Origin of the sequence: Corallococcus sp. 4LFB, from assembly GCF_046520365.1 — a bacterium.
GTDB classification, from domain to species: Bacteria; Myxococcota; Myxococcia; order Myxococcales; family Myxococcaceae; genus Corallococcus; species Corallococcus caeni.
In genome coordinates this window covers 1-18,523 of the sequence record NZ_JBKGHJ010000117.1, presented here as the reverse complement: position 1 = coordinate 18,523, position 18,523 = coordinate 1, and the positions used below count along the sequence as shown (strand labels likewise).

16 protein-coding genes and 2 pseudogenes are annotated in these 18,523 nt (G+C 69.3%); 6 read left to right on the top strand and 12 right to left on the bottom strand.

From position 1 onward, the window contains the following. Together ACLEQD_RS15125 and ACLEQD_RS15120 are read left to right on the top strand one after the other, a co-directional pair. Positions 1 to 1,079 (top strand): 3-phosphoshikimate 1-carboxyvinyltransferase (locus ACLEQD_RS15125; protein WP_410384681.1); only part of this gene is annotated, 1,079 nt, incomplete at its 5' end. An 86-nt stretch (positions 1,080 to 1,165) separates the two neighbouring features. Beyond that, complete coding sequence (locus ACLEQD_RS15120) at positions 1,166 to 2,470, top strand: citrate synthase (protein WP_120528467.1); 1,305 nt, start codon at positions 1,166 to 1,168, stop codon at positions 2,468 to 2,470. 77 nt (positions 2,471 to 2,547) lie between these two features. Here ACLEQD_RS15120 and ACLEQD_RS15115 read toward each other — a convergent pair whose 3' ends face one another. After that, a complete protein-coding gene (locus ACLEQD_RS15115) occupies positions 2,548 to 4,368 on the bottom strand; it encodes an AMP-dependent synthetase/ligase (RefSeq protein WP_410384679.1) in 1,821 nt (606 codons plus the stop codon). A gap of 80 nt (positions 4,369 to 4,448) precedes the next feature. Between ACLEQD_RS15115 and ACLEQD_RS15110 the strand changes: the two genes are divergently transcribed. From ACLEQD_RS15110 to pyk, 3 genes and pseudogenes are all read left to right on the top strand, one after another. Next, the gene (locus ACLEQD_RS15110) at positions 4,449 to 4,820 is read left to right on the top strand and encodes a hypothetical protein (protein WP_410384677.1); all 372 of its coding nucleotides are present in this window, start codon (positions 4,449 to 4,451) and stop codon (positions 4,818 to 4,820) included. A gap of 178 nt (positions 4,821 to 4,998) precedes the next feature. Beyond that, positions 4,999 to 5,747, top strand: a pseudogene (locus ACLEQD_RS15105) (bifunctional nuclease family protein). Between the two features lie 207 nt (positions 5,748 to 5,954). Beyond that, a complete protein-coding gene (gene pyk / locus ACLEQD_RS15100; RefSeq protein ID WP_410384675.1) occupies positions 5,955 to 7,355 on the top strand; it encodes a pyruvate kinase in 1,401 nt (466 codons plus the stop codon). A gap of 34 nt (positions 7,356 to 7,389) precedes the next feature. Here pyk and ACLEQD_RS15095 read toward each other — a convergent pair whose 3' ends face one another. The 9 genes and pseudogenes from ACLEQD_RS15095 to ACLEQD_RS15055 all read right to left on the bottom strand — a co-directional run bounded on the left by ACLEQD_RS15095 (position 7,390) and on the right by ACLEQD_RS15055 (position 16,879). Beyond that, positions 7,390 to 8,055 (bottom strand): hypothetical protein, encoded by a 666-nt coding sequence (locus ACLEQD_RS15095; protein WP_410384673.1) that lies wholly within the window; start codon positions 8,053 to 8,055, stop codon positions 7,390 to 7,392. Positions 8,056 to 8,075: 20 nt separating this feature from the next. After that, on the bottom strand, positions 8,076 to 9,203 hold the full coding sequence (gene carA / locus ACLEQD_RS15090) for a glutamine-hydrolyzing carbamoyl-phosphate synthase small subunit (protein WP_410384671.1): 1,128 nt from the start codon (positions 9,201 to 9,203) through the stop codon (positions 8,076 to 8,078). After that, positions 9,203 to 10,504, bottom strand: a complete 1,302-nt coding sequence (locus ACLEQD_RS15085) for a dihydroorotase (protein WP_410384669.1) — start codon at positions 10,502 to 10,504, stop codon at positions 9,203 to 9,205. Before ACLEQD_RS15085 ends, carA begins: the two co-directional genes overlap by 1 nt. Then, a pseudogene (locus ACLEQD_RS15080) lies at positions 10,501 to 11,393 on the bottom strand (aspartate carbamoyltransferase catalytic subunit). The gene ACLEQD_RS15085 and the pseudogene ACLEQD_RS15080 overlap by 4 nt, the downstream one beginning before the upstream one ends. A gap of 76 nt (positions 11,394 to 11,469) precedes the next feature. Continuing rightward, a complete protein-coding gene (gene lepB / locus ACLEQD_RS15075; protein WP_410384667.1) occupies positions 11,470 to 12,717 on the bottom strand; it encodes a signal peptidase I in 1,248 nt (415 codons plus the stop codon). 5 nt (positions 12,718 to 12,722) lie between these two features. After that, positions 12,723 to 14,534, bottom strand: a complete 1,812-nt coding sequence (lepA, locus tag ACLEQD_RS15070; RefSeq protein WP_410384665.1) for a translation elongation factor 4 — start codon at positions 14,532 to 14,534, stop codon at positions 12,723 to 12,725. A gap of 164 nt (positions 14,535 to 14,698) precedes the next feature. Beyond that, complete coding sequence (locus ACLEQD_RS15065; RefSeq protein ID WP_410384663.1) at positions 14,699 to 15,643, bottom strand: NAD-dependent epimerase/dehydratase family protein; 945 nt, start codon at positions 15,641 to 15,643, stop codon at positions 14,699 to 14,701. Between the two features lie 69 nt (positions 15,644 to 15,712). Next, positions 15,713 to 16,672, bottom strand: coding sequence for a UDP-glucuronic acid decarboxylase family protein (locus tag ACLEQD_RS15060; protein ID WP_338264305.1), 960 nt, complete (start codon positions 16,670 to 16,672; stop codon positions 15,713 to 15,715). A 24-nt stretch (positions 16,673 to 16,696) separates the two neighbouring features. Further along, positions 16,697 to 16,879 (bottom strand): ribbon-helix-helix domain-containing protein, encoded by a 183-nt coding sequence (locus ACLEQD_RS15055; RefSeq protein WP_014397342.1) that lies wholly within the window; start codon positions 16,877 to 16,879, stop codon positions 16,697 to 16,699. Positions 16,880 to 16,971: 92 nt separating this feature from the next. Between ACLEQD_RS15055 and ACLEQD_RS15050 the strand changes: the two genes are divergently transcribed. Then, the gene (locus ACLEQD_RS15050; RefSeq protein WP_410384661.1) at positions 16,972 to 17,571 is read left to right on the top strand and encodes a hypothetical protein; all 600 of its coding nucleotides are present in this window, start codon (positions 16,972 to 16,974) and stop codon (positions 17,569 to 17,571) included. Between the two features lie 60 nt (positions 17,572 to 17,631). On the opposite strand, the gene ACLEQD_RS15045 is transcribed toward ACLEQD_RS15050, so the two are convergent. Both ACLEQD_RS15045 and ACLEQD_RS15040 read right to left on the bottom strand, forming a co-directional pair. Then, positions 17,632 to 17,994 carry a cupin domain-containing protein gene (locus tag ACLEQD_RS15045; protein ID WP_410384660.1) on the bottom strand — a complete coding sequence of 121 codons (363 nt, stop codon included), beginning with the start codon at positions 17,992 to 17,994 and terminating at the stop codon, positions 17,632 to 17,634. A gap of 30 nt (positions 17,995 to 18,024) precedes the next feature. After that, the coding region (locus ACLEQD_RS15040) for an SPOR domain-containing protein (protein WP_410384658.1) at positions 18,025 to 18,523 on the bottom strand (499 nt) is incomplete at its 5' end.

Below are 18,523 nucleotides of genomic sequence, written 5' to 3'. Positions count from 1 at the left end.
CGCCCGGCCCCGTGCGCGACGTGGACTGCGCGGACGGCGGCGCCCCCTTTCGCATCCTTGTGACGCAGGCCGCGGTGACGCCCGGCGCGCGCGTGCGCTTCACCGGCACCCCCCGCCTGGGCGAGCGCCCGCACGGCCCGCTCTTCACGTCGCTGAAGCAGGCCCTGGGCCCCGCGGGCCTGACGCTCACCGAGGGCACCCCGTGGCCGGTGGAGCTGCACGCGCCCCAGGACACGGCGAAGCTCGAGCCGGTGTTCCGCGTGCCGGGCGCGCAGAGCAGCCAGTACGCCTCCAGCCTGCTCCTGGGCTGCGCGGAGCGCTTCCTGCGGGAGCAGCGCGCGTGGAGCGTGGAGATCGAAGGCACGCTCACCAGCGCCGGCTACATGGACCTCACGGTGGCGTGGCTGCGCCGCTTCGGCTTCACCGTGGAGCAGTCCCAGGGTCACTACTCCGTCACGGCCTATCAGGCGCCTGAATCCGTCCCATCACTGCCGGGCGACTGGTCGTCGTTGGGCTACCTGGTGCTGATCGCCTGGCGCACGGGTGGCACGGTGGAGCGCGCGGAGCCCCAGAGCGCCCACCCGGACCAGGCGATCCTCCGGCTGACCGCTGAAGTGGGCCTGGGGATGATCCCCGCGGGTGCGCCCGGCACGTGGCGCTTCCAGGGTGAAGCCACGGGTGAGCTGCGCGCCTCCGGCAAGGAGTGCCCGGACCTGCTGCCCACGCTGGCGGCGCTCGCGTGCGTGCTGCCCCGGCCCACGACCCTCACCGACGTGGGCATCCTGCGGGTCAAGGAGAGCGACCGGCTGGAGGGGATCCGCGCGTTGGTGGCGGCCTATGGCGGCACCGCGGAGCTGTCGGCCGGAGCCGACGGTGAGACGCTGCGCATCCTCCCGCCCAAGACGAAGCCCGCGCGCTTCGCCATGGACAGCCGGGGTGACCACCGCCTGGCGATGTCAGCGGCCACCCTGTGTGTGCTGTCCGGGGTGCCTCTGGAGCTGACGGGGCCGGAGTGCGTGGAGAAGAGCTTTCCGGGCTTCTGGCGGCAGCTCGCGCGCTCCGGGGTCCGCTATTCCTGAGCACGGGGCCGGACCGGAAACTTCGCCTCTAGGACTTATCGTTCTTTTTTGTTGAAAGCCTCCTGCGCCCTGTGAAATCTCCGCCCATGCCCAAGGACACGCTGACCGTCACCGACAATCGGACCGGGAAGACGTATGAGATCCCGATCGAGAACGGCTGTATCCGCACCCCCGACCTGCGCCAGATCAAGACCGGCAGCGACGACTTCGGTCTGATGGGTTACGACCCCGCGTTCCTGAACACGGCGAACTGTAAGAGCGCCATCACGTTCATCGACGGTGACAAGGGCATCCTCGAGTACCGCGGCTACCCCATCGAGCAGCTCGCGGAGAAGTCCACCTTCCTGGAGGTGGCCTACCTGCTGCTCAAGGGCCAGCTGCCCACGCAGGCGGAGCTGGACAACTTCACGCACAACGTGACGCACCACACGCTGGTGCATGAGAACATCAAGTCCTACATGGACGGGTTCCGCTACGACGCGCACCCCATGTCCATGCTGGGCTCCACGGTGGCGGCGCTGTCCGGCTTCTACCCGGACGCGAAGAACATCCGCGACGCGCGCAGCCGTGAGATCCAGATCACGCGCCTCATCGCGAAGATGCCCACCATCGCGGCGTTCTCGTACCGGCACTCCATGGGCCTGCCGTACGTCTACCCGGACAACGACCTGTCCTACGTCGCCAACTTCCTGGCGATGATCAAGCGCATCGGCACCACGACGTACAAGGTGCACCCCACGCTGGAGAAGGCGCTCGACGTCCTCTTCATCCTGCACGCGGACCACGAGCAGAACTGCTCCACGACGTCCGTGCGCACGGTGGGCTCGTCGCAGGTGGACCCCTACTCCGCGGTCGCCGCGGGCGTGGGCGCGCTCTACGGCCCGCTGCACGGCGGCGCCAACGAGGCGGTGCTCCGCATGCTCCGTGAGATCGGCACCAAGTCCGCCATCCCGGAGTTCATCAAGCAGGTGAAGGGCGGCGAGGGCGAGAAGAAGCTGATGGGCTTCGGCCACCGCGTCTACAAGTCCTACGACCCGCGCGCCAAGGTCATCAAGCGCGTGGCGGACGAGGTCTTCGAGGTCACGGGCAAGAACCCGCTGCTGGAGATCGCGCTCGAGCTGGAGCGCATCGCGCTCGAGGACGAGTACTTCGTGAAGCGCAAGCTGTACCCCAACGTCGACTTCTACTCGGGCCTCATCTACGAGGCGATGGGCTTCCAGGCGGAGATGTTCCCCGTCCTGTTCGCCATCCCCCGCACGGTGGGCTGGTGCGCGCAGTGGGAGGAGATGGTGACGGACAACGAGCAGAAGATCGCCCGCCCCCGTCAGGTCTACACGGGCTCCGCCCGCCGCGACTACGTGGCCCGCGAGAAGCGCACCAGCGCCAAGTAGCCACCGGCTGAAGCAGCCGCTGAAGCACGAAGGGGCGCGGGACTCGAACTTGAGTCCCCCGCCCCTTTCGCTTGTCCCTACCCGTGAGCGGCGGCGGCGCCGGCCGGCTCGCGGTAGAGCGCCTCGATGACGTCCGCGTACCGCTGCTCCACCACCTTGCGGCGCATCTTCATGCTGGGCGTGAGCTCGCCGCCGTCGATGGAGAACTCCCCCGGCAGCACGCGGAAGCGCTTGATGCCCTCGAAGCGCGACAGCTTCGGGTTCACGTCCCGCTCGATGGCCTCGTGCAGGTGCTGCTGGAGCCGCGGGTCGTTCACCAGCGTGGCCACGTCCTCCGGCCAGCCCTTCTCCCGCGCCAGCTTCCGCACCCGGTCCGGCTCCAGCGTCAAGAGCGCCACCAGGTAGTTGCGCCGGTCCCCCACCACCAGCGCGTGCCCCACGGGGGAGAGGGCCTTGAGCAGCTCCTCGATATTGGCGGGGGATGTCTTCTTGCCGCCGGAGGTGACGATGATCTCCTTCTTGCGCCCGGTGATGCGCAGGAAGCCCTCGGCATCCAGTTGCCCCACGTCGCCCGAGTGCAGCCACCCGTCCGCCAGCAGCTCCTGCGTGGCCTCCGGGTTGCGGTGGTAGCCCAGGCACACGTTGCCGCCCTTCACGAGGATCTCCCCGTCCTCCGCGATGCGCACCTCCACGCCCAGCATGGGGCGGCCCACCGTGCCCAGGCGCGCGCACTCGGGGGTGCTCACCGTGGCGGGGCCGGACACCTCCGTCATGCCCCAGACCTCCAGGAGGACGACGTCGATGGAGGCGAAGAAGTCCAGCACGTCCCGGCCAATGGGCGCCGCGGACGTGGAGAACAGCTTCGCCTTCTCCAGGCCGATGCGCGTCTTCAACGGCTGGAACACCAGCCGCCGGGCCAGCGCGAACTTGGCCTCCATGAGGGACGGCACGCGCTCCTGGCTCAAGACGCGCGTGTTGCGCTCCAGCGCCGTGGCGCGGGCCCACTCCACCAGCCGGCGCTTGAGGGGCGGCTGCGCGGCCAGCCCCTCCTCCGCCTTCGTCTTGAACTTCTCCCAGACGCGCGGCACCGCGAAGAAGAGCGTGGGCCGCACCTGCGTGAGGTTCCTGCCCAGCGCGTCCAGCGAGTCCGCGAAGTACACCTGCGTGCCCAGCAGCAGCGGGCTGTGCAGGGAGACGATCTGCTCCGCGATGTGCGACAGCGGCAGGTACGACACCAGCCGCTCGTCCTCCATGTCCCGCAGACCCAGGGTGCCGCCCAGCTGCTTCGACGTCCAGGCCAGGTTCCGGTGGCTCAAGGCCACGCCCTTGGGCTGGCCGGTGGTGCCGGACGTGTAGATGAGCGTGCCCAGCGCGTCCGGGTGGAGCGAGTGGACGCTGTCCCAGTAGGGGTCTTCATCCTGCTTCGCGCCGGAGGCCAGCACGTCCGCGTAGCGCAGCACGCCGTCCGGCAGGGGCGTGGGCGCGTCCACGACGATGAGGTGCTTGAGCGCGGGCAGGCGCCGCTGGACCTCCAGCCCGGTGGCCAGGTGCTTCGCGTTCTCCACCAGGAGGAAGCGCGCCTCGCAGTGGCCCAGGATGTAGACGAGCTGCTCCAAGCTGCTGGTGGTGTAGAGCCCCACCGGCACGCCGCCCAGGGCCATGGCCCCCAGGTCCGCGACGTGCCACGCCTCGCGGTTGAAGCTCAGGATGCCCAGCGGGTCGCCTTCCCGGAACCCCAGCGCGTGCAGCCCCAGGGCGAAGCGCTTGACGCGCTGGGCATAGTCGAACCACGAGGTGGGGACGTAGGCGCCCCCCTGGTGGGACCAGAGCGCCGGGCGGTGTTCCAGCCGCGCGGCCTGGTCATGCAGCGCATGCAGCATCGTCTTGGGCAGGTCCATCCGGTGGAACGTAGTGGAAGCGCCCCGTCCGTTCCACGTCCCCCCGTCTCAGGCGTTGACAGCATGTTCACCGGCTTTGTATGCCGCGCCCGACCATGAGCATCGACTTCACCTGCCAGAAGTGCGAGGCCAGCTTCGAGTTGGAAGCCCAGGACCTCATCGAGGGGACGGAGAAGATTGTCTGCCCCCACTGCGACGCGAAGGCGCCCGCCAACCTCTCGGAGGACTTCGTCGCCGCGCTCACGGAGATGCGCGCGCAGATCGCCATCCTGAGCAAGAAGTTCGCGGTGACGATGACGCTCGAGGCCGAGGAGCTCGAGGACGAACTCGACGACGAGGACGAAGACGAGGAGGAGGACGACGAGGACGACGTCGACGAGGATGAAGACGACGAGGAGTCCGAGGACGACGAGGACTACGACGACGAGGAGTCCGAGGAAGAGGACCGCTAGCCGTCTCGTGCCCCCCTCTTCCCGCCTGCCCGGCCGCCCTCCAACCGGGTGGGCCAGGGCCCGGGGGCCGCTCGCGGCGGGGGGAGGGCGGTGCCCTCCCGGTGAAGGGACAGGTGCGTAGCTTAGGGATGTGAAAACGTCCAACCGCGCCAATTTCTTCGTCGCTCCGTTCACGGCCGTGGTGCTGGCGCTGGGGGGAGCGTTGTTCCTTCCCGCGTTCGGGATCCCCGGCGCCATCGCCGCCTCCGGGACGGCCGAAGGGAAGAAGGAGAAGCCCTGCATCACCGAGAAGGGCAGCGACCCCAGGGCCTGCTCGGAGCTGGTGGAGCTGGAGGTGAAGGACGTGGTGCCCTTGATGGAGGCGCAGACGCACGCCGTCGTGCTGACCACCAAGGACGGGGAGACGGTGCTCCCCCTCTTCGTGGACGAGGGCGCGGCGGTGTCCATCGCCTTCCGCCTCGCGGAGCGTCCGCCCCCCCAGCCGCTGTCGCAGGACCTGCTGGACGACGTGGTGTCCAAGCTGGGCGGCAAGGTGACGGAGGTCCGCATCGACGACCTGCGCGACAACGTCTACTCCGGCCGCGTCTTCCTGCAGCAGGGCAAGAAGGAGCTGGCGCTGGACGCCCGGCCTTCGGACTCCATCGCCATGGCCATGCACAGCCAGGCGCGCATCCGCGTGACGCGCAAGGTGCTGGCGCTGGCGGGCATCACCGCGCGGAGATTGAGGCCCTCCAGAAGCAGCAGGACCTGGGCGTGGGCGGCAGCGGCCCTGGTGGAGAGGACATGGGTCCCCTGCCCCCGCCGCCTCCCATGGGCCCCAGCGCCGGCCAGCCGAAGCCGCCGTCGGAGGACATCGGCATGGACCACTCCATCCGCCAGCAGCCGCTGATGGAGCCCATGGGCAAGGGCCAGGAGATTGAGCTCTAGCGCCCGGAGGCCCACGCCCTGGAACGATGAAAGCCCGGCCCCCCCTCCCAGGGTAGCCGGGCTTTCTTCGTCTCATGCGTCTGAGAGCCACGAATGGCGTACGCCGGCTGGCGGTAACTTTCCGCCGGGCGCGTGAGGCGAAGAGTTAGTCCTTCGGGCGCAAGCCTGTCAAGCCGCCCACCCCGTGGGGCTAGGATGGGCGGTCCTATGCGCAAGGCGAAGATCATCTGCACGCTGGGCCCGGCGTCGGACTCGAAGGAAGTCATCGAGGGGCTGGTGAAGGCGGGCATGAACGTGGCCCGGCTCAACTTCTCCCACGGCACGCACGACGAGCACCGCCAGCGCGTCCAGCGCATCCGCGCGGTGTCGAAGAAGCTGGGCGTGCCGGTGGCCATCCTCCAGGACGTGCAGGGCCCCAAGGTGCGCCTGGGGCGCTTCGAGGGCGGCCAGCTGATGGTGAAGACGGGCGACACCGTGACGGTGACGACGCGCGCGGTGCTGGGCCAGGGCAACGTCATCCCCACGCCGGTGCGCTCGCTGCCCCGGGACGTGGAGAGGGGGCACGACGTGCTCCTGGACGACGGCCGGGTGCGCCTGCGCGTGCTGAAGGTGAGCGGCCAGGACGTGTCCTGCCGCGTGGAGGTGGGCGGGCTCCTCAAGGACCACAAGGGGCTCAACCTGCCCGGCACGGCCATGTCCGTGCCCACGCTGACGGAGAAGGACAAGGTGGACCTGGCATTCGGCCAGGAGGTGGGCGTGGACTACGTGGCGCTGTCCTTCGTGCGCACCGCCCAGGACGTGCGCCAGGCGCGCGCGCTGGTGGGCCAGCGCAAGACGCCGCTCATCTCCAAGATTGAAAAGCCCCAGGCGGTGGAGAACCTGGAGGCCATCGCCGCGGAGTCGGACGGGGTGATGGTGGCCCGCGGCGACCTGGGCGTGGAGATGCCGCTGGAGCAGCTGCCCGCCATCCAGAAGCGCGCCGTGCGGGAGGTCAACCGCATGGGCGGCATCGTCATCGTCGCCACGGAGATGCTGGAGAGCATGGTGCTCAACGCCCGGCCCACGCGCGCGGAGGTGTCGGACGTGGCCAACGCCATCCTGGACGGCGCGGACGCGGTGATGCTCTCCGGGGAGACGGCCGCGGGCCGCTACCCGGTGGACGCGGTGGCCACCATGGCGCGCATCGTGGAGGAGACGGAGCGCACCAGCCTCATCCCCCTGCTCTACTCCCCCTTCGAGCACTCGGAGGACCTGGGCACCGGCGTCGCCGCGGCGGCGGTGGCCGCGTCCCGGCAGCTGAACATCGGGACCATCGTCGCGTACACGGAGAGCGGCCACACCGCGCGCCTCATCTCCGAGTTCCGCCCCGGCGCGCGCATCCTCGGGCTGACGCCCAACGCGGACACGGTGAACCGGATGGCGCTGTACTGGGGCGTGACGGGCCACCGGGTGAAGCGCGTCAGCACCACGGAGGCCATGCTCAAGCAGGTGCGCCGGCTCTGCCAGGAGCTGCGCTTCTGCGAACCGGGCAAGCCCTTCATCCTGGTGGCCGGCGTGCCGCTCAACGTGCCGGGCAACACCAACATGATGAGCATCCACCGCGCGTGAGCCGCTCGCGGTGGAGGCCTGGAGCAGAAAGGCCCTAGAGGACCTTCTGCTCGAAGTCGTAGAGCTTCTCCACGGAGAGCTGGCGGTAGCGCTCCACGTTGAGGGCCCGGCGGGCGCACTCCCACACCAGGTCCCTGGCGGGGCGCTCCGGCTCCTTCTTCTTGCGGCGCTTCACCTCCGCCTTGATGGCCTTGAGCGCCACGGCGGGGTGGTAGCAGAAGGCGGAGGAGAACAGCAGGTGGCCGCCGAAGGGCACGAGGCGCGCCTCCAGCACGTCGCCCGTCTCCAGGCCCGCGATGTGACGGCGCTCCGTCACGTCGAAGTCCTTGCCGGAGAAGAGCTCGCGCAGGCGCACCATGCCCTTGGCCAGCTTGCGCACCTCGAAGAGGCCGTGGACCGTCTCCGTGAAGCTGCGGAAGGCGTTGGCCTCCTCCGGGGCGGCGGACTTCTGGCGCTCCTCGTACAGCTCCGCGGCCGGCGTCTTGCCCGTGAGCGGCGAGACGCGGTCGTAGAGGTAGTAGTCCAGGAACGACGCCATCCGCAGCTCGAAGAGCTTGTCGTCCTCGAAGACTTCGCCGGTGAGGCGGAAGTACTCCGCCTTCGCCTCCAGGAGGTCCGGCTTGCGCGCCTCCTGGCTGCCGAAGGCGATGAGCTGGTCCAGGTACGGCTGGTACGACAACGGGGTCAGCGCGGTGTCCATGGCCGTTGCGAGCTTTCTTCCTACGAACCCGCCATCAGCGTCGCGAAGCGGCTGAACAGGTAGCGCGCGTCGTGAGGGCCGGGCGAAGCCTCGGGGTGGTACTGCACGCTGAAGGCCCGCGCGTCCGGTACGGCCAGGCCCTCCACCGTGCCGTCGTTCAGGTTGATGTGCGTGACGACGGCCTTGCCCTTGAGGCTGGCGTCGTCCACCGCGAAGCCGTGGTTCTGCGCGGTGATCTCCACCTTGCCCGTGGTGAGGTCCTTCACGGGCTGGTTGCCGCCGCGGTGGCCGAACTTCATCTTGTACGTCCGGCCGCCCAGCGCCAGGGCCATGATCTGATGCCCCAGGCAGATGCCGAACACCGGCACCTTGCCCAGGAGCGCCGCCACCGTGCGGTCCGCGCCCTTCACCGCGGCCGGGTCGCCGGGGCCGTTGGCCAGGAAGACGCCGTGCGGCTTCTTCGCCAGCACCTGCTCCGCCGTGAAGTGCGACGGCACCACCGTCACGCGGCAGCCCACGTCCACCAGGTACTGGAGCATGGAGCGCTTGAGGCCGTAGTCGTACGCCACCACGTCGTACTGGAGCTCCGGCTCCGGCTGCTTGTCGCCCGTGGCCAGGAACACGTCCGGCGTGGGCGTGGTGAAGAGGTAGGGCTCCTTGCAGGACACGCCCGTGGCCAGGTCCAGCCCCTCCATGCTCACGGCGGAACGCGCGCGTTCCGACAGGGCGGCGGCGGACACGTTCTCCGTGGAGATGATGCCCGTCTGGGCGCCGTGCGTGCGCAGGTGGCGCACCAGCCGGCGGGTGTCCACGCCCTCGATGCCCACGCGGCCGTGGCGCGCGAGGTACGCGTCCAGCGTCTCCTGCGAGCGCCAGTTGGAGGGCGTCTTCGTCAGCGAGCGCACCACCATGCCCACCGCGTGCGGCAGGCCCGCCTCCTCGTCGCCCGCGTTCGCCCCAATGTTGCCCATCTCCGGGTACGTCATGGTGACGATCTGCCCCACGTACGAGGGATCCGTGAGGATCTCCTGGTAGCCGTACATGGACGTGTTGAAGACCACCTCACCCACCGTCTCGCCGGAAGCGCCAAAGGCGCGTCCTTCGAAGGTGGTGCCATCCGCCAGTGCGAGCACCGCCCGCTTCGTCATCACCGAGACTCCTTGAGCTGACCGTCCTCGAACACACACCGGCCGCCCACCCACGTCTGCGTCACGCGGCCCTTCAGCGTGCGCCCGTGGAAGGGCGTGTTGCGACTGCGGGAATAGAACCGGTGGGCATCCACCGTCCACTCCTCCAAAGGCGACACGAGCGTGATGTCCGCCGGGGCACCAGGCGCCAGGTGACCGCCCGGCAGGCTGAATACCCTCGCGGGCCCGTCCGACAGGAGCTCCACCGCCCGGCGCGGGGTGAGCACGCCCTCGTGCACCAGCGCCAGGGTGAGCCCCAGGGCCGTCTCCAGCCCGACGATGCCGTTGATGCCCTTCTCGAACTCCACCCGCTTGTCGGACACGCCGTGCGGCGCGTGGTCCGTGGCGATGGCGTCCACCGTGCCGTCCACCAGCGCCTCGCGCAGCGCCTTCACGTCCACGTCGCTGCGCAGGGGCGGCGCCATCTTCGCGTGGGTGTCGTAGTCCCCCACCGCCCGGTCATCCAGGGTGAAGTGGTGCGGCGCCACCTCGCAGGTGACGCGGAGGCCGCGCCGCTTGGCCTCGCGGATGAGCCGCACGCTGCCCTCGCAGGACACGTGCGCCACGTGCAGGCGCCCCTTCGTCTCCTCCAGGAGCACCAGGTCGCGCGCCACCATGGCCACCTCCGCGGAGGACGGAATGCCGCGCAGGCCCAGCCGCGTGGAGGTGGGACCCTCGTGCATGGCGCCGCCGGCGGAGAGCGTGAGGTCCTCCTCGTGCACCATCACCGGCACGTCGAACTGCGTGGCGTACTGGAGCACCCGGCGCATCAGGCCCGCGTTCATCACCGGGCGGCCGTCGTCCGTGAGGGCCACGCAGCCGGCGGCGATCAGCTCGCCCGCCTCCGACAGCTCCTCGCCCTTGAGCCCCTTGCTGATGGCGCCCGCCGGGTACACGTGGCACAGGGCCGCGTCCCGCGCGCGAGACAGCACCAGCTCCGTGACGAGCGCGCTGTCGTTCACCACCTTGGTGTTGGGCATGGCCACGACGCCGGTGAAGCCGCCCGCCACCGCCGAGCGGCAGCCGGTGAGGACCGTCTCCTTGCCCTCTTCTCCCGGCTCGCGCAGGTGCACGTGCAGGTCGATGAAGCCCGGCACCAGCCACCGGTCCGTGGCGTCCACCACGCGCGCGTCCTTCGGCACGGGCAGCGGGCTTTGCGACACCTGGGCCACCCGGCCGTCCGTCACCAGCACGTCGCGGACGCCGTCCACGCCGTTGCGCGGGTCGATGAGGCGCGCCCGCTGGAAGAGCACTGAGGTCATGATGCGCACGCCTCCAGGATGGCCCGGCGCACCGCGACGCCGTTGGCCACCTGTTCCAGGATGACGCTGCGGGGCCCGTCCGCCACCGCCGGCGACAGCTCCACGCCGCGGTTGATGGGGCCCGGGTGCAGCACGGGCGCGTCCGGCTTCATCCGCTCCGCGCGGGCGGCGTCAGGCCGAACAGCCGCGAGTACTCCCGCTGGGACGGCAGGAAGGCTTCCGCCATGCGCTCCGTCTGCAGCCTCAGACACATCACCGCGTCCGCCTGGGGCAGCACGGCGTCCAGCTGGTGCGTCACCTCTCCGCCCATCTCCTCCAGCCCTGGCGGCAGGAGGGTGGGCGGCCCGCAAAGCACGACCCGGGCCCCCAGGGCCTTCAGGCACACGAGGTTGGAGCGCGCCACGCGGCTGTGCAGCACGTCGCCGACAATGAGCACCGTGCGCCCGTCCAGCCGGCCCCAGCGCTGGCGCAGCGTGAAGGCGTCCAGCAGGGCCTGGGACGGGTGCTCGTGCGCGCCGTCGCCCGCGTTGACCACCGCGCACTTCACGTGCCGGGCCACCAGGTGCGGCGCGCCGGAGGAGCGGTGGCGGATGACGATGACCGCCGGCCCCAGGGCCTCGATGTTGCGCGCGGTGTCCAGGAGCGTCTCCCCCTTGGACACGGAGGAGCCCGCGTGGCTCCAGTTGAGGACGTCCGCGCCCAGCCTCCGCGCGGCCACCTCGAAGGAGGAGCGCGTCCGGGTGGAGTCCTCGAAGAAGAGGTTCGCCACGACGCGGCCGCGCAGCACGTGCGAGGCCTCCGGTCCGCCGGGCAGGTGCGCCTGGGCGCGGTCGAGCAGGGCTTCCAGCTCATCCCGCCGCCAGCCTGCGATTCCGAGAAGATGTCTCATGGGCCGGGGCCGCCGCGTACCGCGCGCCGCCAGTCGCGTCAAGCACGGCGCGTGGTAGTGGCCGGGCCAGCGTCCGTCAGCGTACCGGTTCGAAGAAGCGGTCCACCCGGAGGCCGGTGCCGCCAAACAGGTTGCCCAGCAGGCCGCCCCAGCCGAGCGACAGCCAGACGACCATGGCCTTGCCCTTGATGTGGCCGTACGGCACGTAGGCGACCTCCGCGCCGCCCGGGCCGCCCAGGTTGTAGCGGCTGTCCGCGCTGTTGTCCCGGTTGTCGCCCATCACGAAGACGCTGTCCGCGGGCACCGTGTAGGGGCCCTCGTGCTCGCGGCCCGGCAGGCGCATGGGGTGCTGGAGCGTCGAGTGCACCACGCCGCCCAGGTCCTCGCGGTAGAGCGCCTCTTCCTGGTCGAACCAGCGGCCCGTGGTGTCGTCCTGGTTGTGCACCACGAAGTCCGGCGTCACCAGCGTGCGCGGCTGCGGCTCGCCGTTGATGCGCACCACGCCGTCGACGATCTCCACCGTGTCCCCGGGGATGCCGATGACGCGCTTGATGAAGTCCTTGGACTCGTCCACGGGGTTGTTGAAGACGATGACGTCCCCGCGCCGCGGCGCCCGCACGATGCGGAACGGCACCACGTTCATGAACGGGATGCGCACCCCGTAGATGAACTTGTTCACGAAGACCTGGTCGCCAATCTGCAGCGTGGGCAGCATGGAGCCGGACGGGATGCGGTACGGCTCCACCAGCACCGTGCGGATGACCAGGGCGATCAGCAGCGCCTTGCCGAAGCCGCCCACGAAGTCCCACACGGACTGCTTGCGGTACGCGCCCAGGTGCTCCTGCGTCAGCGTCTCCAGCGCCTTCGTCTCCGCGCGCAGCTGCTCCACGCTGCCCGCAACGGAGGCGGACTCCACGCGCAGGGCCTGCTCGGTGATGCGCTCCGCCGCGGCCGGGGACACCTTCGTCCCCACGCGCGACAGGATGCGCTCGTCCTCGGCGATGAGCTCGCGCGCCTCGTGGCGCAGCGTGCGCAGCTGCGACTCCTTCTTGGAGGCGTTGCGCCACACCAGCAGGCCCACGAAGGCCAGCACCATCAGCAGGCCGAAGCCCTTCATCAGGGGCTGGGCCCAGGACGCGGTGCCGGGCGCGGACTCGATGAGGATGAGGTACGGGATGAAGGCCAGGCCCACGCCGCACAGCGGGGCCCACAGGCTGGTGAACAGCTCGCGCCACATCAGCTGGCGGCGGGCCTTGAGCTGCTCCGGGGTGCGGCGCGCGGCCATGGCCGCTCCCAGCTTCGCGGAAGGACTGGCCGTGCTCATAGGGCTTACTGCTCCGTCTTGAGGACCGCGAGGAAGGCTTCCTGCGGAATCTCCACCGTGCCCACCTGCTTCATGCGCTTCTTGCCCTCCTTCTGCTTCTCCAGGAGCTTGCGCTTGCGGCTGATGTCGCCGCCGTAGCACTTGGCAAGGACGTTCTTGCGCATGGCGGAGATCGTCTCGCGGGAGATGATCTTCGCGCCGATGGCGGCCTGGATGGCCACCTCGTACATCTGCTTGGGAATCACTTCCTTGAGCTTCTCGCAGACCTCGCGGCCGCGCAGGTACGCGCGCTCGCGGTGCACGATGACGGACAGCGCGTCCACCGGCTCCCCGTTGATGAGGATGTCCAGCTTGGCCAGGTCCGACTCCGCGTAGGAGGACAGCTCGTAGTCCAGGCTCGCGTAGCCGCGCGACACGCTCTTGAGCCGGTCGAAGAAGTCGAAGACGACTTCGGCCATGGGCATCTCGTACGTCACCTGCACGCGGGTGCCGCTGGAGCCCAGGTACTTCATGTCCTTCTGCACGCCACGCCGGTCCTGGCACAGCTTCAGGATGGCGCCCAGGTGCTCGTTGGGCACGTGGATGTGACAGGTGAGGATGGGCTCCTCGAACTTGGTGATGTTCTGGGTGGGCGGCAGCTTCGCCGGGTTGTCCACCAGCAGCACCTCATCCTTGGTGGTGGTGATGCGGTAGACCACCGACGGCGCCGTCGTAATCAGGTTGAGGTTGTACTCGCGCTCCAGGCGCTCCTGGACGATCTCCATGTGGAGCAGGCCCAGGTAGCCGCAGCGGAAGCCGAACCCCAGCGCCGTGGACGACTCCGGCTCGTAGGTGAAGGCGGAGTCGTTGAGCGTCAGCTTCGCCAGCGCGTCGCGCAGGTTCTCGTAGTCGGACGAGTCCACCGGGAAGATGCCGGAGAACACCATCGGCTTCACTTCCTTGAAGCCGGGGAAGGGAGCCTCCGTGGGCCGCGCCTCCTCCGTCACGGTGTCGCCGACCTTCGCGTCCTGCAGCTCCTTCACGTTGGCGACGAGGACGCCCACCTCGCCCGCCATGAGCTGCGTCACCGGGCGCGAGAACGGGCTGAACACGCCCAGCTCCTGCACCTCGAAGACCTTGTTGTTGCTGAACATCTTGATCTTCTGCTTGAGCTTCAGCGTGCCTTCCAGCACGCGCACCAGCGTCACCACGCCCCGGTAGTTGTCGTACCAGGAGTCGAAGATGAGGGCCTTGAGCGGCGCGGACGGCGAACCCGTGGGCGGCGGCACGCGCTTGACCACCGACTCCAGGATGTCGTGGATGCCGATGCCCTCCTTCGCGGAGGCCGGCACGGCGATGGACGCGTCGATGCCGATGACGTCTTCGATCTCCCCGCGCGTGCGCTCCACGTCCGCGCTGGGCAGGTCGATCTTGTTGATGACCGGGATGATCTCCAGGTCGTGGTCCAGCGCCATGTAGACGTTGGCCAGCGTCTGCGCCTCCACGCCCTGGGTGGCGTCCACCACGAGCAGCGCCCCCTCGCACGCGGCGAGGCTGCGGCTGACTTCGTAGGCGAAGTCCACGTGCCCCGGTGTGTCGATGAGGTTGAGGACGTAGTTCTGGCCGTCCTTCGCGGTGTACGTCATCCGCACGGACTGGGCCTTGATGGTGATGCCCCGCTCTCGCTCGATGTCCATGTTGTCGAGGAACTGGGCCTGCGCCTCACGCTTGGTCAGCGTGCCTGTCTTCTCCAGGAGGCGGTCGGCCAGCGTCGACTTTCCATGGTCGATGTGGGCGATGATGCAGAAGTTGCGGATGTGCGCGTTTTCAGCCGGCATGTTCAGGGCGCTCGTCGGTCGCGAAGCGGGCGTAGGTAACACCGAACCGCCCGAAAATCCACGACCGGCGCACACCTGCCCGCCGGGCACTCCACCCGCCTGACGCCGGCCTTCCCGCGCCGCGCCCCCCGGCATCCAGGCCGGGGGACGGGCAGCGAAGCGGCCTAGCCCCGGGCCCGCGCGGGCCCCACGGCCTGGTCGCGGAAGAACTGGATGGTGTGGCGCAGGCCTTCCGCCAGCTGCACGGAGGGCTCCCAGCCCAGCACCTTCTTCGCGAGGGACGCGTCGATGCAGGAGCGCAGCTGCTCGCCCGGCTTGCCCGGCGCGTGCGCGGCCTTCAGCGAGCTGCCGCCGGCCTCCGCGATGAGCTCGTAGAGCCGGTTGATGTCCGTCTCCACGCCGGTGCCGATGTTCGCGGCGCCCACGTAGTCGCTCTGGAAGGCCAGGTAGTTGGCGCGGGCCACGTCCGGGCCGAAGACGAAGTCACGCGTCTGCTTGCCCTCGCCGAAGATGGTGCAGCCCTGCCCCGCGATGGTGCGCTGGCAGAAGATGGCCACCACGCCCGCCTCGCCGTGCGGGTTCTGCCGCGGGCCGTACACGTTGGCGTACCGCAGGGCCACGTACGGCAGGCCGTACTGCGCGCGGTAGTAGCCCAGGTACAGCTCGCCCGCCGCCTTGGAGACGCCGTAAGGCGACACCGGCCGCGTGGGGTGGTCCTCGCGGGCGGGGAAGGAGTCCTGCTCGCCGTAGATGGCGCCGCCGGTGGAGCTGAAGATGACCTTCTTCACGCCGGACTGGCGCGCGGCCTCCAGCAGGTTCGTCATGCCGCGGATGTTCACGTCCGCGTCGAAGCCGGGGTCCTCCACGCTCTTGCGCACGTCCATCTGGGCGGCCAGGTGGCAGAGCACCTGGGGCTTCTCGGTGCGGATGAGCTCCGCGGCCTCGGGGCTCCGGATGTCGTGCACGGCCAGCCGCACGCGCGGATCCAGGTTCTCCTTCTTGCCGCTCGACAGGTTGTCCAGCGCGATGACCTCGTGGCCATTGCGCAGGAACTCATCGCACACGTGCGAGCCAATGAAGCCCGCGCCGCCCGTTACCAGGACTTTCACGCCATTCTCCCCAGGCCCGGCCGCCAGGGGGCCGGGCGTCTGCCTCGCGTTCACTCGCGCGCGGCCAACCTATGCTCCAGAGGGGCGACCGGCAACCTCTCGGAAGTACGCGATGGTGTCCCGCAGACCATCCTCCAGCGCGACCTTGGGCTCCCACCCCAGCAGCGTGCGCGCGCGGGTGATGTCCGGCTGACGCTGCTTCGGATCATCCTTGGGGAGGGGGTGGTAGACGATCTGCCCACCTCCGCCCGCCGCCGCGCGCACGGCCTCCGCGAACTGCTTGATGGTCATCTCGCGCGGGTTGCCGATGTTCACCGGGCCCCGGACGTCCGACAGGATGAGCCGCACCAGGCCGTCCACCAGGTCCTTCACGTAGCAGAACGAGCGCGTCTGGCTGCCGTCGCCGAAGACGCTGAAGTCCTCGCCCCGGAGGATCTGCCCGACGAAGGCCGGCACCACGCGGCCGTCGTTGAGGCGCATGCGCGGGCCGTAGGTGTTGAAGATGCGCACGATGCGGACGTTCACGCCGCGGCTGCGCTCGTAGGCCGCGCTGATGGCCTCCGAGTAGCGCTTGGCCTCGTCGTACACGGAGCGCGGCCCGATGGGGTTCACGTTGCCCCAGTAATCCTCCTTCTGGGGGTGCACCAGCGGGTCTCCGTACACCTCCGACGTGGAGGCCATGAGGAACACGGCCTTCTTCTTCTCCGCGAGCTTCAGCGCGTTCTCCGTGCCGATGGAGCCCACGCGCAGCGTTTCGATGGGGAGGTTCGCGTAGTCGATGGGCGACGCGGGCGAGGCGAGGTTGAGGACGAAGTCCACCGGCCCGTCCACCTCCAGCCCCTCCGTGATGTCCTGCTTCACGAACTGGAAGCCCGCGCGCGGCTTGAGCGTGCGCACGTTCGCTTCGTTTCCGGTGATGAGGTTGTCCACCGCGAGGACGGACTCCGCGCCGTCGTCCAGCAGCCGCTCACACAGGTGCGAGCCCACGAATCCGGCCCCACCCAACACCACCGCCCGCTTGCCACGCATGCTCGTCACGTCACGCCTCGTTCGTCAGGAGAGTTCGTCGAAGGTTGCCTGGCCCGGCAGCTGCGCCTTGTACTTCTCCAGCACCAGGTCGATGCCCTGCCGGATGTATTCGGCCACGGGCACCTTCGTCTTCTGGTTCAGCGCCTTGAGCAGTTCGTTCTGCTCCGGAGTGATGTAGATGGTGGTGCTGACTTTCTTTCGGGCCATGGCGATACGTGAAAATATATGGAATGACGTGGCCTGCGAAGCACGGAGTGGAAGCGGCGCGAACATGGCGCCCCACCTGCTTGGGAGGCACCTTGGCTTCTGGCAACCGTCTGATTTTCCTGGGCTTCCTCGCGGCAGCCACGCTCTCCGGTTGTGCCTCCCAGAAGCCTGCGCAGACCTCTGACGCGGCGCGCAAACGCCCGGAGGCGGAGGCCATCCGGGGCAAGCAGACGCCCGGGGAGACGGTCACGGAGCTGGACGCCAACGGCGATGGCCGCACGGACGTCTGGGAGTACCGGGTGAAGGACGTGCTCGTGCGCAAGGAGCTGGACCTGAACTGGGACGGCCGCGTGGACGTCACCCAGTACCTGGATCCGCAGGGCGCGAAGGTCCGCGAGGTGATGGACCTGGACTACGACGGCAAGGTGGACGCCACGTACCACTACGCCGAAGGCAAGCGCACGAAGGGCGAGCGCGACCTGGACGGCGACGGCAAGGCGGACTCGTGGCTCTACTACGAGAACGACACGCTCGTGCGGAAGGAGCGCGACGCGAACCACGACAGCCGGGTGGACTACTGGGAGTACTGGGAGAACGGCCAGGTGGATCGCATTGGCGAGGACCTGGACGGCGACGGCACCGTGGACCAGTGGACGCGCAACCCGAACCCGGCGGCGAAGCCCCGGGAGTGACGCCGGGGGCCCGCGCCGGCGCACCGGATGGGCGCGCCGGCGGGCGGTACGGCGGGAAGGCTACGGGGCGCTGGTGCCCGTACGGCCGTAGGAATCTTCCAGCCGCACGACGTCGTCCAGCTCGGGGGTGCTGACCTCGAGGATGTCGCAGTCGGTGATGGCGACCATGCGGTGCTTGGTCAGCGGCTTGATGTGGTAGCTCTCACCGGGGTTCATCTCCTTCTCGATGAGGCCCTGGCCCTCGTCGACGACGAAGAGGAGCTTGCCGCTCTGGACGTGGATGGTCTCGTCCTTGACGTTGTGGAACTGGAGGCTCAGCTTGTGGCCAGCCTTCACGTGCAGGAGCTTGCCCACGTAGCGCTCCGTGTGGGCCCAGATGAGCTCGTGACCCCAGGGCTTCTCCACCCGCTTCGTCGTCGTCATGTTGCTTCGTCTCTTCCTTGCCCAGCAGCGCTAGTTCGTGCCGGCCACGTACGCGTCGATCTGGGTCTCGCGCTTGAAGTCCGTCAGGTACCGGCCAGCGGCTTCCTTGCTGGCGAAGCTGCCCATCCGGACGCGGTACCAGGTGCCCTTTCCGGGCACCTCCGCCGCCAGGATATAGGGGGCATAGCCCTTATCGCGCAACCGCGCGGCGAACCGGTCGGCGTCCTGGCGGCTCTGGAAGGCGGAGAGCTGGAGCGTGAACGCCCCACCCTTCACGGCCTCCGAGGGACGCGGCGGCTCCGCGGGCAGCGCCTGGGCCCGGGCGATGGCCTCCTTCATGCCCCCGTCGCGCACGGCGGTGCGGGTGGCGACCGGCGTCTCCTCCACCTTTCCCTTCACCGGCTCCGGCTTCGCGGTGGCGACCTTGGGGGCCTCAGCGGGCTTCGGCTCCGGCTTCGTGAGGGGCTTGCCGTTGGCGATGGCGTCCTCCTCGGCGGCGTCCATCGCGGGCAGCTCGCCCGTGTCGGGG

What these genes read in the sequence shown, in the direction of transcription:
- ACLEQD_RS15120 (WP_120528467.1), top strand. Translation starts at nt 1,166, where the DNA reads ATGCCCAAGGACACGCTGACCGTCACCGACAATCGGACCGGGAAGACG.
- ACLEQD_RS15115 (WP_410384679.1), bottom strand. Translation starts at nt 4,368, where the DNA reads ATGGACCTGCCCAAGACGATGCTGCATGCGCTGCATGACCAGGCCGCG.
- ACLEQD_RS15110 (WP_410384677.1), top strand. Translation starts at nt 4,449, where the DNA reads ATGCCGCGCCCGACCATGAGCATCGACTTCACCTGCCAGAAGTGCGAG.
- pyk (WP_410384675.1), top strand. Translation starts at nt 5,955, where the DNA reads ATGCGCAAGGCGAAGATCATCTGCACGCTGGGCCCGGCGTCGGACTCG.
- ACLEQD_RS15095 (WP_410384673.1), bottom strand. Translation starts at nt 8,055, where the DNA reads ATGGACACCGCGCTGACCCCGTTGTCGTACCAGCCGTACCTGGACCAG.
- carA (WP_410384671.1), bottom strand. Translation starts at nt 9,203, where the DNA reads ATGACGAAGCGGGCGGTGCTCGCACTGGCGGATGGCACCACCTTCGAA.
- ACLEQD_RS15085 (WP_410384669.1), bottom strand. Translation starts at nt 10,504, where the DNA reads ATGACCTCAGTGCTCTTCCAGCGGGCGCGCCTCATCGACCCGCGCAAC.
- lepB (WP_410384667.1), bottom strand. Translation starts at nt 12,717, where the DNA reads ATGAGCACGGCCAGTCCTTCCGCGAAGCTGGGAGCGGCCATGGCCGCG.
- lepA (WP_410384665.1), bottom strand. Translation starts at nt 14,534, where the DNA reads ATGCCGGCTGAAAACGCGCACATCCGCAACTTCTGCATCATCGCCCAC.
- ACLEQD_RS15060 (WP_338264305.1), bottom strand. Translation starts at nt 16,672, where the DNA reads ATGCGTGGCAAGCGGGCGGTGGTGTTGGGTGGGGCCGGATTCGTGGGC.
- ACLEQD_RS15055 (WP_014397342.1), bottom strand. Translation starts at nt 16,879, where the DNA reads ATGGCCCGAAAGAAAGTCAGCACCACCATCTACATCACTCCGGAGCAG.
- ACLEQD_RS15045 (WP_410384660.1), bottom strand. Translation starts at nt 17,994, where the DNA reads ATGACGACGACGAAGCGGGTGGAGAAGCCCTGGGGTCACGAGCTCATC.